This is a genomic window from Halodesulfovibrio sp. (assembly GCF_015482765.1).
GTDB lineage: Bacteria > Desulfobacterota > Desulfovibrionia > Desulfovibrionales > Desulfovibrionaceae > Halodesulfovibrio.
On sequence record NZ_JADMLB010000059.1, the window covers coordinates 23401 to 38830 of the forward strand.

General features: G+C 43.4%; 15 protein-coding genes. 6 read left to right on the forward strand and 9 right to left on the reverse strand.

The window, feature by feature from the left end; genetic code table 11:
* Positions 1 to 4 precede the first annotated feature (4 nt).
* The 9 genes from ispE to QZY95_RS10015 all read right to left on the reverse strand — a co-directional run bounded on the left by ispE (position 5) and on the right by QZY95_RS10015 (position 8943).
* A complete protein-coding gene (ispE, locus tag QZY95_RS09975; RefSeq protein WP_290922962.1) occupies positions 5 to 883 on the reverse strand; it encodes a 4-(cytidine 5'-diphospho)-2-C-methyl-D-erythritol kinase in 879 nt (292 codons plus the stop codon).
* Positions 884 to 894: 11 nt separating this feature from the next.
* Positions 895 to 1434, reverse strand: coding sequence for an ATP-dependent protease subunit HslV (hslV, locus tag QZY95_RS09980; protein WP_290922964.1), 540 nt, complete (start codon positions 1432 to 1434; stop codon positions 895 to 897).
* An 84-nt stretch (positions 1435 to 1518) separates the two neighbouring features.
* A complete protein-coding gene (locus tag QZY95_RS09985; RefSeq protein WP_290922966.1) occupies positions 1519 to 2982 on the reverse strand; it encodes a M48 family metallopeptidase in 1464 nt (487 codons plus the stop codon).
* A 2-nt stretch (positions 2983 to 2984) separates the two neighbouring features.
* Positions 2985 to 4442, reverse strand: a complete 1458-nt coding sequence (cysS, locus tag QZY95_RS09990) for a cysteine--tRNA ligase (protein WP_290922967.1) — start codon at positions 4440 to 4442, stop codon at positions 2985 to 2987.
* A 16-nt stretch (positions 4443 to 4458) separates the two neighbouring features.
* On the reverse strand, positions 4459 to 4893 hold the full coding sequence (rpiB, locus tag QZY95_RS09995) for a ribose 5-phosphate isomerase B (protein ID WP_290922969.1): 435 nt from the start codon (positions 4891 to 4893) through the stop codon (positions 4459 to 4461).
* A gap of 37 nt (positions 4894 to 4930) precedes the next feature.
* On the reverse strand, positions 4931 to 5239 hold the full coding sequence (locus QZY95_RS10000) for a hypothetical protein (RefSeq protein ID WP_290922971.1): 309 nt from the start codon (positions 5237 to 5239) through the stop codon (positions 4931 to 4933).
* A gap of 92 nt (positions 5240 to 5331) precedes the next feature.
* Entirely contained in the window at positions 5332 to 6159 is an 828-nt protein-coding gene (locus QZY95_RS10005; RefSeq protein WP_290922974.1) for a hypothetical protein, read from the reverse strand.
* Positions 6160 to 7839 (reverse strand): tetratricopeptide repeat protein, encoded by a 1680-nt coding sequence (locus QZY95_RS10010; RefSeq protein WP_290922976.1) that lies wholly within the window; start codon positions 7837 to 7839, stop codon positions 6160 to 6162. It abuts the gene before it with no gap.
* 48 nt (positions 7840 to 7887) lie between these two features.
* A complete protein-coding gene (locus QZY95_RS10015; protein WP_290922978.1) occupies positions 7888 to 8943 on the reverse strand; it encodes an RNA polymerase factor sigma-32 in 1056 nt (351 codons plus the stop codon).
* 224 nt (positions 8944 to 9167) lie between these two features.
* Between QZY95_RS10015 and QZY95_RS10020 the strand changes: the two genes are divergently transcribed.
* From QZY95_RS10020 to radA, 6 genes are read left to right on the forward strand one after another with little or no spacing between them, the layout of a single operon-like run.
* Positions 9168 to 11582 (forward strand): homocysteine S-methyltransferase family protein, encoded by a 2415-nt coding sequence (locus QZY95_RS10020; RefSeq protein WP_290922980.1) that lies wholly within the window; start codon positions 9168 to 9170, stop codon positions 11580 to 11582.
* 5 nt (positions 11583 to 11587) lie between these two features.
* The gene (locus QZY95_RS10025) at positions 11588 to 12073 is read left to right on the forward strand and encodes a TlpA disulfide reductase family protein (protein WP_290922982.1); all 486 of its coding nucleotides are present in this window, start codon (positions 11588 to 11590) and stop codon (positions 12071 to 12073) included.
* 5 nt (positions 12074 to 12078) lie between these two features.
* Complete coding sequence (locus tag QZY95_RS10030) at positions 12079 to 12570, forward strand: N-acetyltransferase (protein WP_290922983.1); 492 nt, start codon at positions 12079 to 12081, stop codon at positions 12568 to 12570.
* Positions 12570 to 13100: a hypoxanthine phosphoribosyltransferase gene (gene hpt, locus QZY95_RS10035; RefSeq protein ID WP_290922985.1), complete on the forward strand. Its 531-nt coding sequence runs from the start codon at positions 12570 to 12572 to the stop codon at positions 13098 to 13100. Before QZY95_RS10030 ends, hpt begins: the two co-directional genes overlap by 1 nt.
* A gap of 30 nt (positions 13101 to 13130) precedes the next feature.
* The gene (locus QZY95_RS10040) at positions 13131 to 13946 is read left to right on the forward strand and encodes a DUF3426 domain-containing protein (RefSeq protein WP_290922987.1); all 816 of its coding nucleotides are present in this window, start codon (positions 13131 to 13133) and stop codon (positions 13944 to 13946) included.
* 6 nt (positions 13947 to 13952) lie between these two features.
* A complete protein-coding gene (gene radA / locus QZY95_RS10045) occupies positions 13953 to 15302 on the forward strand; it encodes a DNA repair protein RadA (RefSeq protein WP_290922989.1) in 1350 nt (449 codons plus the stop codon).
* Positions 15303 to 15430: the final 128 nt, after the last annotated feature.

A 15430-nucleotide genomic window follows, 5' to 3' on the forward strand; every position in this document is an offset into this window, starting at 1 on the left:
ATTTTTACAGATGGTGGAGATATGTGGCAACGCCTTCAGCCTCTAAGGCGGTTGCAGCACGAGCAGCCTGTTCCATCTCTCGATACAAAGCAAAGATACTTGAACCGCTTCCACTCATGACAGCACCTTCAGCGCCGAATTCCATGAGTTTGTCTTTGTACGCCCGCAGCTTCGGAAAGGCCGAGTATACCACCACTTCAAAACTATTAAAGAGCCACAAGGCACGAGAGGAGTGCTTTCTATCTTTTGATGGGGTAGTTGTCAAGATTTCTTTCTTATTATTGCTACCGTTTCTTTGCAGCATTGCGTTATCCCACGCCGCAAATGCCCACGGAGTAGAAATACTGATGTCAGGGCAAATAAGAACAAGCGAATACCCTGCAAGCGATACATCAGACGGGGTTAAAATTTCTCCGATGCCAGTTGCGTGGGCTGGAGTGTTATTTAAGAAAAAAGGTACATCTGCGCCAATGGATGCAGCTAACGTATTGAGATCTTCAGGAGAGAGTGCGCTGGTTGGGCAGTATTTATTAAGATAGTTTAAAATAACTGCGGCATCAGAACTTCCGCCTCCAAGACCGGCACCGTTCGGAATACCTTTTTCAACGATAATATCGAGGTCAGGAAACCAGCCTGTGACTTCACCGAATTTTATCCAGCTTTTATGAATAATGTTTTTTTCTTGGGGGATGGAGAGAGCGGGACAGTCAATTGTCAGGCCGTTTCCTGTGTGAGCTCTAGTTATTGTAATAATGTCGAACGGTTTTGAAAGTGGAAAGAAGAGGGTATCAAGTTCATGATACCCATTTTCTTTAACACCAGTAATTTCAAGGTGCAGATTGATTTTGCACCCAGCGCGAAGCGTTATGGATTCTGGCTGCATACGGATGACTGCTAGGCTTTAATTGTTTCAACTGTGAGGTTTTCGTTTGTGAATACACAGATTTCAGAGGCAATTGCCATGGCGTTGCGGCAAATGTTTTCAGCATCTAATTCGGTATGGCGCTGGAGGCCGCGGGCAGCAGAAAGAGCGTAAGCGCCGCCGCTACCGATTGCTGCTATATTGTCGTCCGGTTCAATAACATCGCCATTACCGCTGATAATAAATACATATTTGGCATCCGCTACAATCAACATTGCTTCAAGTTTGCGAAGGTATTTATCAGAACGCCAGTCTTTCGCCATTTCAACAGAAGCGCGTAGCAGGTTGCCGCCGAATTCTTCAAGTTTTGCTTCACAGCGTTCAAATAAGGTAAAAGCATCTGCGGTTGCACCAGCAAAGCCGGCAATAACTTTTTCACGATAAATACGGCGTACTTTACGTGCTTGATGTTTCATAACAATAGACTGTCCCAATGTGACCTGACCGTCGCCAGCCATTGCAACACCGTTTTCATCTTTTACTGCAAGAATAGTTGTTCCACGAAGTTCCATAACTAATCCTTATTTATGCTTATCGAATACGAATCGAGATTATTCAGAGAATAGGATGAGCTGTCTTGTTGAAAGACAGTAAAATTACTTCCAGTATTCAGCGCGTTCGTCACGTTCTTTTTTTATGAGTTCAAGCGCGGTTGTTTGTTTTTGATCATTAGCAAGTGCTTGGGCTTTTTTGATATGATATGCTGTTTTTTTAGCATCGTTTCGGTATAGCGCACTGTATGCAAGATGCAAGTGCCCATTGAATTGATCGCCACTTTGACCAAGCATTTTGCCATAGAAAAAATGAACTTCTGAATCTTCAGGAAGTTTTTTCAAAATTTTTTGATAGTACGTAGCCGCAGAAGTTGTGTCACCTTTGTCATTCAGCAGTCGTGCATAGTAGAAAAGGGTCATTAAATCGTCTGGATTGCGAACAGCGGCTTTTTGGAGCAGAAAAATGGCTTTGTTTGTGTCGCCTTTAGTGTAATGAAATTTACCTGCTTCCCTGAGAATTAAGTAATCTTTCGGTGCGGCCTTAAGAGCGCGATCAAAATATCCAGCTGCATCATTTATTTTGTTAATTCGTGCTGAGGCAATGCCCAATCCCATGAGAACCATTGGTGTTTGCTCTTGTTTAGCAAAATAAGAAAGTGCGATGGTTGGGTCAGTGAATTGTGAACGGACAAGAGCCTGTACTCGTTTGAAACGAACATCATTTTCTGGGCGTTCTTGTAGCTCTTTAGGCAATGATGCGACACGGTCAGCAAGGTAGTCCTGTCTTTCTTCTACTGCGGGGTGAGTAGAGAGATAGCTTGGCATATTAGAACCAGATTCCCACTTGCGGCGACGGATTTTCTCAAAGCTGTTAGCTAATCCTTTAGGATTATATCCGGCTTCAGTAAGATAGATAAGTCCCATGTGGTCAGCTTCACGTTCATCTTCTCTACTATAATTCAAAAGAGCTGCTTGTCCGGCAGCCATTGAGCCAGTCATAAGCCCACTGGCAACATCGGAACCATTGCCAGTTGTGGCACCGAGGACAGCTCCAGCGAGCATGCCAACGAGACTCATAATTTGAACTTTTTGTGATTTTTCAATGCGACGGGCAATGTGACGTTGCGTAATGTGTGCAAGTTCGTGAGCGAGCACGCCAGCAAGCTCAGATTCATGTTCCATTTCCAACAACATAGCAGTGTGTACGAATACATAACCACCAGGTACCGCAAATGCATTTAGCGTGTCGTTAACAATTACATTAACTTCAAAAGGAAATGGTTGTGGTGGAATATGTTCTTGAAGGCGGTCAAGAACGCCTGAGACAAAGGAGACAATCTCAGGATCTTCGATAATGGGCATTCTGGATTTTACAAGAATGCTGAATTTTTTTCCGAGTTCAAGTTCATCTTTCACACCAAACTTTCCGAACGTGTCAAGAATATTGGACTTCGCAAGATTAGTCGGTGGTAGTAAGACTATAAGCACTGCAACAAGAGCGCACAAAAAGCTCTTCCAAAAAGGAGGTCGTATGATTGTGTGATAATGCTGCAGTGCTTTTTTCATAGTTAGATTACATCCCATACTGGGCCAGCAGGTGTATCACGTACATCTACGCCTAGTTCGGTAAGTTTTTCACGGATTGTATCAGCGGCTTCGAAGTCTTTGTTTTTACGGGCTTCAAGACGCTGGACCATGAGGTCTTCAATAGCCTCAATGGAAATGTTTTTACGAACAGCACGTTTAATTTTGAGTTCCTGAAGGAAACCTTCAGCATTAAGGCCGAAGAGACCGAGGATGGAACTCCATTTTGTAAAGTCTGCAATAAAGCGTTCAAAGAGAATTTTGCCGCCCTCAGACTTACGCATGCTCTTATCTTCAATAATACGATTCATTAAGCGAACAATAGAGAAGATATGTCCTGTTGCACCGGCTGTGTTCATGTCGTCAGCCATTGCAGAATCAAAAGCTGCACTCTGTTCGTCGTATTCGTTAACAACGTCCTCAGGAAGTGCGGCTTTGCTCCACTTAGACTTGGTAAGTTCGTTTGAAACAGCAAGTTTGGTTTCGTAGATTCGCTTAATGCTCTTTTCAGCTTCGTCCATAGCGATAAAGCTAAAGTCGATAGGGCTGCGGTAGTGTTTTGTCAGCAAGAAGAAACGAAGCACTTCTGGAAGGTATGATTCCAGAATATCGCGAATGGTTTTGAAGTTACCAAGTGATTTTGACATCTTCTCAGAGTCAATTTGAACGAAGCCATTGTGAACCCAGAAGCGAGCCATGTCCTGACCTGTAGAGGCTTCACTTTGTGCAATCTCATTTTCATGGTGCGGGAAGATGAGATCCAGTCCACCACCGTGAATATCGAGAGGCAATGGCATATGGCGATGGCTCATAGCAGAACATTCAATATGCCAACCTGGACGACCTGCTCCCCAAGGGCTTTCCCAAGACGGTTCACCAGGTTTTGCACCTTTCCAAAGGGCAAAATCGAGTGGGTCTTCTTTTTCATCACCCGGAGCGATACGGGCACCGGAACGCATGTCGTCAACGTCTCGACCTGAAAGCTTGCCATAATCTTCAAATTCACGAACGCGGAAGTATACGTCGCCGGATTTTGTAGAGTATGCTTTACCTTTTTCAATAAGGTCTTCACACATTGCGATCATGTCGTCGATGTGTTCTGTACATTTGGGTTCAATATCTGCACGCAGAACATTAAGTAAATCCATATCTTCATAGAATGTCTGGATGTACTTTTCAGCGATTTCTTTGCTGCTCAAGCCTTCTTCGTTAGCACGTTTGATGATTTTGTCATCAACGTCGGTGAAGTTTCGTGCAAACAAAACGTCAAGGCCAGTGCTACGAAGGTAACGGACGAGAACATCAAAAACCACGGCAGATCGAGCGTGACCAATGTGGCAAAGGTCGTATGCGGTAATACCACAAACGTACATATTAACTTTGCCTTCAGTAAGAGGAGTGAATGTCTCTTTTTTGTGTGTCAGAGTATTGTAGAGCTGCATGGTCGTAAAATTCCTTCTACGCTTTGTCGAACTGGTCAATACGGCGCTGATGACGGCCGCCTTCAAATTCGGTTTCGAGGAAAAGTTCAGCAAGATTTACTGCAACGCCCGGGCCAGTAACACGTTCGCCAAGACAAAGAACGTTAGCATTGTTGTGCTGACGCGTAAGGCGGGCATGGAATTCGTTTGTTGCAAGTGCTGCACGAATTCCCGGTACGCGGTTGGCAGCCATAGACATACCAATACCGGTGCCGCAAACAAGAATACCAAGCGCGTTTTCTTCCAGAACCTTTGCACACACTTTTTCTGCGTACATTGGGTAGTCTGTGCTTTCAGTGGAGTAACACCCTAAGTCTTCTACATCGTATCCTTTTTTAATAAGGTCTTCTACGATAACAGTCTTAAGAGCAAAGCCACCATGATCCGCGCCGATAAATACTTTTTTAGACATTGATTACCTCTATGTTACTAGCGATCTTTTCGCCGAGTTATGCTTTGTGCTTATGCGCCTCTTTAAGACGCGTGATTTCTTCTTTTAAAAAGCTGATCTGCTTAGCTGCACTGGTCATCTCAAAAGACGGTACGGCAGGTTTCTCTTCATTTTCATCAAGGTGATAGGAAGTCACCTTGCCGAGTGCTGCATACTCTTGCTCTAAACGCTTTTCAAGCTGCTTTATCTCAAAAGAGTGAAGAATGTCAGAAAACATGCGTGTTATGTTTTGTTTCCATACGGAAATTCCAAAGCAGAGGTTTTCTAAGACAGATTTTTCTTTTTCAGGTGCGGAAGAGTCAGACATGGTTTCCTCGTGTGGTTTGCAATGCTTTTTACCATGTAATGGCTGATGTCTCTATAATTTGATGAAACTTGCAGCATCAACATTCAATAAAATTATCCCAATGGGGTTGGCATTGGTTTCATAGGTTCGAGTTTTGTGTCAGGAGGCAGTTTAAGCTCAAGTGCCTCTGGCTCAAAAGGACTAAGCGGAATGTCACGCTTTTTTATTAAAAAAAGCGCACTGCGCTCGGTTCCGGCGAGTACCCTTATTTTGCTGGGAAGACTATTATCATATTTCTCAAAGGAAATAGACATGGATTTGTCTTTTTGCTCCCATGCAATAGGAAGTCCTTGTTTATTTAAGACTAAAATACCGTCCGTCAACTTTTGCAGACTGTTTTTGTCCATACTTTTGTTTGAAAATGTATACGCAATATTAGCATTACCTTCAACGTAGGCAGTTTCGTAGGTTTCAGGAAATAATTCAGAATAGTCACCGCGTAATAGTGCGATGATATCTTGAACAGAGACTGGAACAGGTAAACCTAGACGAACAAGTAGTTCATCACCGGAGTCAGAATAGACTGCGCGTTTGTTGTCCGGTTCATAAATTACGGATCGGGTGTTGCTAATACGTAAACTTGCTACAACGGAGCCAAAAGGGCCGAGGATGTCAATTCGTACTGGATTAGTCCCGTTTCCCCATATTTTTAATGAGGCCCTGTTGCTGTTGTCGGGGGTTTTAAATCGGAAAGATGAGTTGATGGTAAATGGTGAAGATTTTTTTATCTTACGGCTGTTAGCCAAGTATTTTGCCCAAACTTGTTCAGCTTCTGTCTGCGGTGCCTGTTGGTCTATACGAATTTGCGGTGCATGTTGTGCGCAAGCATTTAGAAAGAAAACAGTTATAACTACAGAAACGAGACGAAGCAGATTTTTCATTTATAAATCCTTAAGCTTTTGCTTGATGCGCGCTGGATTGCTATGCCCGTTCAGGGCACGCTGGTAACCCTTTCGAGCTTCCGTTTTATTACCTCTTTGTTTGGCAATGTCGGCGTAATGTTCCCAAATTGTTGGGTCATTAGTTCCCAGAGTTACGGCTTGGGTGATATATGTCCATGCGTTTTTGTAGTCTTGGCGTAAATAATAAACCCACGCTAACGAATCAAGGATATAAGGTTGGCCCGGAGCAAGAGTTGCTGCTGTTTTTACTAAAACTAAAGCTCTATCAAGGTCTTGTCCCATTTCTGCAAGAGTGTATCCGACAAAATTAAGTGCCTTGAAGTATTCCGGATCGTTGCTGATAATTTCTTCCATAATTTCAAGCGCCTGTTTTTGGTCACCTATTGAGTGGAAGATGGATCCTTTAGTAAACATAAGCTCTTGATCTTTAGGCCATACTTTGAGTGCAGAATTGATAGTTTTCAAAGCGTCTTGTGGGCGCTTGGCAGCCATGAGCAATTCAGTTTCTAATTCAAGGATGAAGCGGCTTCTCGGGTCACGTTCTCTGGCAGCTTGAACAAGATTGATAGCCTCACTGGTTTTGCCAAGTTCATACATAAGACGACTGCGAAACTCTAAGCTTTTTGTCCAAGTGGGGTTGTCTTGAGGGATGTTGTTGAGCAGGGCAAGAGCTTTGTTTAAATCTTTCTCGTATTCAAAAGCAATGAGTGCAAGGTGGAAAAATACCTCGACAGGTTTTTTGGCCTCAGCAAAAGGTTCAAGCATGTTTTTTGCTTCTTTGTAGAAGCCTTCACTGATAAAAATAGTCGCAGCTTCAAGAGTAAATTCATCTGAAGCAGGACCAATTTCGACCAATTCAAGTGCCTTGGCAGGGTGATTGAGTTTAAGATTTAAGTTGATAAGTCGTAGCCAGCTGATTTCATTTGAAGTATCAGCAGTGATAAGTTGTTCGTAGGCTTGCTCTGCCAGAACGTAATCCTGTTTAAGTTCGTATAGTCTTGCTAAGTCAGACCATGCTTCAAGCATGCTGCTGTTAGCTTCGGTTGCAGCAATAAGCTCTTTTTCGGCATCGTCATATTTTTTTAGCTGAGTGAGAGCCTTAGCAAGGTAAAGGCGTGTAATAGGAGAGCGTGCGTGTTCTGGACTTTCACGGAAAGCATCGACTGCTTCAGGGAATTTCCCGCTGTCAAAATATAGTAGTCCTATTGCACGGTATGCATCGTCCGACTGAGGGTGTGTTTCAAGATAGTCTTTAACAACGCTAACGGCGTCTTCTAACTTGCTTTCTAATCTATAGGATTCAGCCTTAAGGAGCACAAGCTGGAAGTTGTCGGGAAATGCTTTTGTTCCTTGAGCTGCAACTTTTCTACCGGTTTTGGTCTTATTGTTTCGAAGATAAAAGTTGGTCGCTTCTATGTAAATTGCAGGAGGCGGCGACAGAGTGAGAAGTTTAGACAGTGCTTCGTCAGCACTTGAATAATTGTTATTTCTCGTTGCTTCTTCAAAGAGCAAATAGTGGTAAGTTGTTGCAGCTTCTGTGTTGAGGACGTCTGAAGGTGCTGTTTGTGGTTCAGGCATGGTTGAAGCACATCCGGAGACGAGCAAAAGCGCGCAGCAGGATATGATAACAGAACGAAAGCGTTTGTTATTTGTACGCATAGTAAGAGTCCATATTAGGGATAGAAGTTTGGGGTGGTTGGAAGACCCCTAGCGCTGAATCCAATCTTTAGAAAAGTCTTTAATTTCTTTAAATAAGTGGTCTCGAATTTTTTGAAGCAGTCGAGCTTCAATTTGTCTGACCCTTTCACGAGTAATATCAAACTGCTCACCGATTTCCCTCAAAGTGACAGGGTCATCAGATAAAAGTCTCTTATGTAGAATCTCAAGCTCTTTTTCGTTAAACGTATGCTCGATTTCATTAATCTTTTGGGTGAGCATTTCTGCCATCTGATGGTCAGAAAGAACATCTTCAATGCCGGGGCCTAGGGCTGGCAAAAAGTCCATTCTGGTTGCACCACCAGCATCATCCCCAACAGGAATGTTGAGTGACATGTCAGACGCATCTAATCGTTGCTCCATTTCAACAACTTGCTCTTCAGAAACATTAAGTTTTTTTGAAAGGGTAGCGGCGTCAGGGTCAAAGCCTTGAGAGATAAGGCGTTGACGTTCTTTGTTGAGGTTATAGAAAAGCTTTCGTTGCGCTTGTGTGGTACCAACTTTTACAAGCCTCCAGTTATCCATGATGAACTTGAGGATATATGCTTTAATCCAGAACGATGCGTAGTAGGAAAACTTGATGCCTTTGTCAGGATCAAATTTGTTTACAGCACGCATAAGTCCGACGTTACCCTCTTGGATAAGGTCAAGAACGTTTTGCATCCAGCGGCGTTGAAAATCCATTGCAATTTTAACAACAAGACGAAGATGAGATGATACGAGACGAAAAGCAGCATCTGAGTCGTTACTTTCTTGTACCCGTTTGGCAAGTTCAAATTCTTCATCCGGCTTGAGCATGGGGAATTTACTGATTTCCCGTAAGTACATACTGAGGGAGTCGGTAGAGCGGGCGCGGGCAGGAGAGCTTTTGTCAACGAATACCGGAAGAGTATCAGGCGTTTCGTTTTCGTCTTCATCAGTAATATCGATAACAGGATCAATATCTAAGTTTTCCTCTTCGTCAGAATCTTCAATATCAAGAAGTTCAACTTCAGTAGCATTGGTCTCTTCTAGGGAATTCTTAGTGATAGTTTTAGATTTGGTCATAATCCTGTTTTTGTATAATACCTTTATAGCTTGGCATAAATTCCACTATGGCAGCAGTCTCTATGTCTGGTTAACCGTGTGAATACGTGCTATTTACCAATACCAAACTATATAGTTTTTGTTTGTTCTTTTCAATGTTTTTCAGTAGACCATTACTTTCTTCAATTGATGATCTAACGCCTGCGTGGCGTGTTTATACCTTTTGGTTATGTTAGGAGTTGTTTGTGGCTGATTTTCGTAATGCCCTGTCTTCAGGTGAGTTCATATTTTTCGATGGTGCAATGGGAACAATGCTGCAAGCACGCGGGCTGACTGCCGGTGTGAGTCCGGAAGTCTGGTGTATGTCTAATCCTGATGTGCTTCAGGGAGTACACTGTGATTATGCCCGTGCCGGTGCTACTGTTCTTACCACCAACACTTTCGGGGGCACATCCTTTAAGTTGCCTGAAGGCATGGATGTTGTTGGCTTCAACCGTGAAATGGCTGCTGCCGCTAAGCGTGCTGCTGTTGAATCCGGAAGAAGTGTTTATGTTGCGGGTAGTGTGGGGCCAACCGGACATTTCTTGCGCCCGTTGGGTGACGTTGAATTTTCTGAGCTTGTTGATGCATACAAAGAGCAGATTAAAGGTCTAGTAGAGGGCGGGATTGATCTGGTTATTTGTGAAACGCATTTTGACGTAGCTGAACTGCGTGCTGCTGTTGTTGCAGTGCGTGAAGTTTGTGATTTACCGGTCGGCGCGTCCATGACGTTTGAAAACGGTATGTCATTAACGGGTTCATCTCCAGAAGTTTTTGTTGAAACAATGCTTAATATGGGCGTTGACTTCGTTGCTACAAACTGTAGTGCAGGGCCAGAACAGATGGTTTCAGTTGTGCAGGAAATGCTCGAATATTCAACAGTTCCTGTCTTGGTAATGCCTAACGCAGGATTGCCTGAGCTGGATGAAGACGGCAACACAGTTTTCCGTCTGGATCCTCAGTCTTTTGCAACGCAAACGCGAGTTTTTGCTGAAATGGGAGCACGGTGTCTTGGTGGGTGCTGCGGAACTTCTCCTGAACATATCGCGGAGTTAGTTGCTGCGGTTGATGAGTTGGAAGCAAAACCTATTTTGCGAGAAAAAGATTGTCTTTGTCTTACTTCTCGCTCGCAAGCTGTTCGTTTTGGTAAAGAGTATCCATCCCGTATTATCGGTGAGCGTATCAACCCGACTGGCAAAAAACAGCTTATTGCAGAACTTCAAAATGGCCAGCTGACATCAGCATTGCTTTTTGCGCAGGAACAGCTTGATTGCGGTTCACCTGTGTTAGATGTGAATGTCGGCGCACCAATGGTTGATGAAACAGTGATTCTTCCAGAATTGTTGGGAAAACTTGTTTCTCAATTCCCTGTGCCTCTTTCAATTGACTCTTCCAATATGGATGCAGTGGAAGCAGCGCTTAAAGTTTATCCAGCGTCTGCTCTTGTGAACTCCATTAGTGGGGAAGAAGGGCGATTGGATAGATTGGGGCCGCTTTGTAAAAAATACGGAGCACCATTTATCATGCTTCCGTTGACAGGAAGTAAGCTTCCAGTCAGCGCGAAAGATCGCATTGCAATCATTGATGATATGCTGAAGAAAGTGGATGCGCTTGGTATTCCACGTCGTTTGATTATCGTTGATGTACTTGCTTTAGCAGTATCATCAAAACCTGAAGCTGCTCTCGCTTGCCTTGATGTTGTTGAGTACTGCACGCAGCTTGGACTTCCTACTACCATCGGGTTGTCAAATATTTCATTTGGGCTGCCAGCTCGTCCGTTACTTAACGGTACCTTCCTTGCCATGGCGGTTGCTAAGGGGCTGAGTTCTTGTATTGCTCATCCGGGTAATCCCCAGATTTGTGAAACTCTTGCTGCTGCAGAAGTACTTCTTGGGCGTGATGAAAATGCTGCTCGCTTTATTGCCGGATTTACTGACTGGAAAGCTGGTTCCGGCACTGTTGTTGCTGGTGGTTCAGTTTCCAGCAGCGCAGCGACAACTGTTTTTGAAGCAGTCGTGAAGGGTGATAAAGATGCTGTCATCGGGTTGATCAAAGCTGAATTAGAGAAAGAGGTTGAGCCGTTTGAAGTTGTAAACGGCATGCTCATCCCCGCAATCACAGAAGTTGGTGTGAAGTATGAGCGTAAAGAGTACTTCCTTCCTCAGTTATTGCGTTCAGCAGAGACAATGCAGCATGGTTTTTCATTATTACGTCCGTTGCTTGAAGAGGATGCAGCAGCTGTAGTTCGTCCTAAAGTAATAATGGCAACTGTTGAAGGCGATATTCATGATATTGGAAAAAATATCGTGTGCTTAATGCTCGGAAACCATGGTTTTGATGTTATTGACCTTGGTAAAGATGTAAAAGCTGAAACTATTGTTGATGCAGCATCTGAGCATGGTGCTAAAATTATTGGTCTTTCTGCTTTGATGACAACGACAATGGTGCGTATGGAAGATACAGTTGCATTATTAAAAGAGCGTGGCATGGAAGATGTTAAGGTGATGGTGGGTGGTGCTGTTGTTACTGCCGCTTTTGCTGAGACAATTGGTGCACATGGTTACTCTGAAGATGCTGTTTCTGCTGTACGTGTTGCCCAATCATTTTTAGAGGAGAAATAGTCAGCATGAAATCTATTAAATCCGTAATTCGAATAGCATTATTTTGCTTAATGGTTTTCGCTGTTTCAGGAGTTCAACCTGTTGCTGCTGAGCCACTTGAAAAAGTTGATACACAAAAAGTTATTAAACTGATTAATAGTGGTAAGGGGAAGATTACAGTTGTGAACTTTTGGGCATCATGGTGTCCCCCATGCCGTGAAGAAATGCCGGATTTAAAAAATACACGTGCTGCTTTTTCCGATGATGAATTATTGTTGGTAGGCATTTCAGTGGATGAAAACGCCTCTTTGGCAGAGAAAGCTGTAGAAGAGTTTGGATTAAATTATCCGGTTTTTCTCGCTGAACCTGATGTTTACGAAGCTTTTGGTATCCAGTCTATTCCACGGTTACTTGTATACGATACCAATAGTAAGCTTATCATAGACCACGTTGGTCCTGTGACCTTCGAGGATTTGAAGAAGCTTATTGAAGAAGTTTTAAAGGAAAAATAGAAATAATGTCTGAACCGTTTATTCGCAAAGCACAGATGCGGGATGTGAAAGTAATTCATAATCTGCTTATGACGTGCTCTACTCAAGGTCTCCTTCTTCCACGTTCTTTGACACAGTTATACAATTGCTTGCGAGAATTTAACGTTCTGGATCCCGGTGACGGGGGAGAGATCATAGGTTGCTGTGCTCTTTCTATTGTATGGGAAGGGTTAGCGGAAATTCGTTCTTTAGCCGTTGATGAAAGGGCTCGCTTAGGTGGGTACGGTCGAAAACTTGTTGAAGAATGTATTGAGGAATCTCGCACATTAGGTATTTACAAAATCTTCACTCTCACATATCAAGATGCCTTTTTTCAGAAGCAAGGCTTCGTAGAAGTGTCGAAGGAAGTGCTGCCTCAAAAGATTTGGGCAGACTGTGTTAATTGTCCAAAATTCCCAGAGTGTGACGAAATCGCCATGCTCTTAGAGATACAACCAGATGATTCTGGAGAGAGTTAATGGAAATCAAGGAACTTACAGTAGTTTATAGCGAAGAACAGATTCAGGAACGTGTTAAAGAGCTTGCTGCGCAGATTAACAAAGATTTTGAAGGCAAAGATCTTGTCGTTGTTTGTGTGCTTAAAGGTGCTTTCATGTTTTTCTCTGATTTATTAAAGCATCTGACCGTTAAACCCGAAATAGATTTTGTGCGCTGTGCAAGCTACGGTAACAGCACTAGCAGCTCTAAAACAGTTTCTTTCACTAAAGATCTTGAGATTTCCATTAAAGGAAAACATGTTCTCATCGTGGAAGACATTGTTGACACTGGTCATACCATCTCCTTCCTCATGTCTCAGCTTAAAGCACGTGGTGCAGAGTCTCTTAAACTCGCTTCTGTTGTTGAAAAAGTTGAGCGTCGCGAAATTGACGTGGTTGTTGATTACCCTGGTTTTACTCTGGAAAAAGGGTTTATTGTCGGGTATGGAATGGACTACGCTGAAAAATATCGTGAGTTGGGAGCTATTTACGAAGCAACTGTAATCGAATAACGGTTTTTGAAAACGTAATTGGGAAGCGTTATGCACATTACCTGTCCAAATTGTTCTACAAAGTTTAGTCTTCCAGATGAAATGTTCAAAGATGGAGCTCAAGCCCGTTGCACTGTATGTGACGAGGTATTTCCTCTTATTCAACCTCAAGAGCACAACGTAGAAGTAGAACCTCAAGAAGAAATAGCCTTTTCTGACTTGCAAGAGCAGGAAGAGACCGTTGCTCCTGAAGGCAATGTTGATGCTCTGATTGGTGATGAAGGGACATTTGGGCTTGGCGAACCGAAGAAAGCAAAGAAAAAGTCTGGTAAAGGATGTCTTATCTTTTTTATCATTCTTCTTTTGCTGGGTGGTGCCTGTGCGGGAGCGTGGCTTTTAGCTCCGGATCTTATCAGGCAGTTTATGCCGATGGATAAAAACTTGCAGAGTGTTTCTGCAACAGCAGCAAATGACGTTTCTCGAATTTCGCTTAAAAACATTAGCCAGTATTACATTACTAATGAGAAAATCGGCCAGATTTTTGTTATCGAAGGTGATGCTGAGAACCGCTTTGGGGTACCTAAAGAGTTAATTAAGGTTGAAGCAACATTGTATGATGCCAATAATGTGGCAATTGCCAGCCAGCAGCAGTTGGGTGGCTCTGGAGTTTCTCTTTTCCAGCTTCAAGTTTTAGCTAAAGAAGAGCTCGCTGACGCATTGAACAATAAGGTTGAAATTTTAACAAACAACACGAACGTGATGCCGACAAAATCTGTTCACTTTATGGTTGTCTTTTATGATCCTCCAAAAGGTGTTGCTGAGTTTGGTGTTAAGGTTGTTGAAGCTAAAAATCCTCCAGTTCAGTAGTTTACAGTGAAAACTCGCGAAATATATATTTGTTCCTCCTGCGGCGCGTCTTCTGCGCAGTGGCGTGGGCAATGTCCGAAATGTAAGGAGTGGAATACACTTGAGGCTCGCACTGTTTCTAAAGAGCAGGCCAAAAGGCGTGGTTCCACTCCTTTAGTCTCTTCTGGTTCTGAAATTATTCCTCTGAAGGATGTGAAAGAAGAAAATCACACTCCGTTCGGAACCGGAATGAGAGAATTAGATAGAATTTTAGGCTCAGGGCTTGTGCCTGGAGCTGCTTTGCTCATCGGCGGTGAACCGGGAATAGGCAAATCAACTTTGTTGTTGCAAGTTGCCGGCGGTGTAGCTGAGGCAGGCAAACAGGTTTTGTATGTTTCCGGTGAGGAGTCTCTTGGACAGCTTCGTTCCAGAGCGTCACGTCTAGGAGCTTTAGACGAAAATTTAATCGCAATTTCGACTTCCAAGCTTGATGATGTGTTGCCAGTATTAGAGTCTTCAAATCCTCCTGATTTGTTGATCGTGGACTCTGTCCAGACTGTTTCTTCTATCCGCGTAGAGGGACTTCCGGGAAGCGTGACGCAGGTTCGTGCTGTCTCAATTGAGTTAATCGAAACATGCAAACGTGTCGGGACATCTCTTTTACTTGTCGGTCATGTAACAAAAGATGGACAGCTTGCTGGTCCTAAACTGCTTGAACACATGGTTGATACGGTTATCTCTATTGAAGGTGATCGCCGGCAAATGTACCGTATGATGAGGGTTATCAAAAACCGTTTTGGTCCCAATCAGGAACTGATTGTTTTTGAAATGGTACAGGACGGCATGCAGATCGTTGATGACCCTTCGACATATTTCTTAGGTGCTCGTGATCCTCAGCTGTCAGGAACAGCTGTTGTTATGGCTGTTGATGGACAACGTCCGTTTGCTGTAGAAGTTCAGGCGTTGGTGAGCCGTAGTTATCTTTCTATTCCACGTCGTACTGGACTTGGTTTTGATGTTAACAGGTTACATTTGTTGTTAGCTGTTTTGGAAAAGCGTCTGCGTTTAAATTTTGCTGAAGTCGATATTTATGCAAAAGTCGGTGGCGGAATGAAGCTGCAAGATCCGGGGATGGATCTTGCCTTGATTGCTGCTGTTCTTTCATCCTTTTATGATCTTCCTCTTCCTCCAAAATCTGTTCTTTGGGGAGAGGTGGACTTGAATGGGCAAGTACGGCCAGTTGCTTCGCATGATATTAGATATCGTCAGGCTACGCGCCTTGGATATCGTCCTGTGTTATGTCCGGAAACGGAACCGGAAACAGGGCTACGAACAATAGTTCAGTTACAGGAAGCTCTTTTTAGTAAGAACGGGTAATAGTACTATTGCATTCTGAATGCGTTGAAGGGTAGCAATGCACCAAAACCTCTTATTGAGTTTTGGTGTTTTTTTTGCCGTTTTTTTCATGATTTCTCATAGGTGTTCTTTGTAAAAGGGTGTATTTT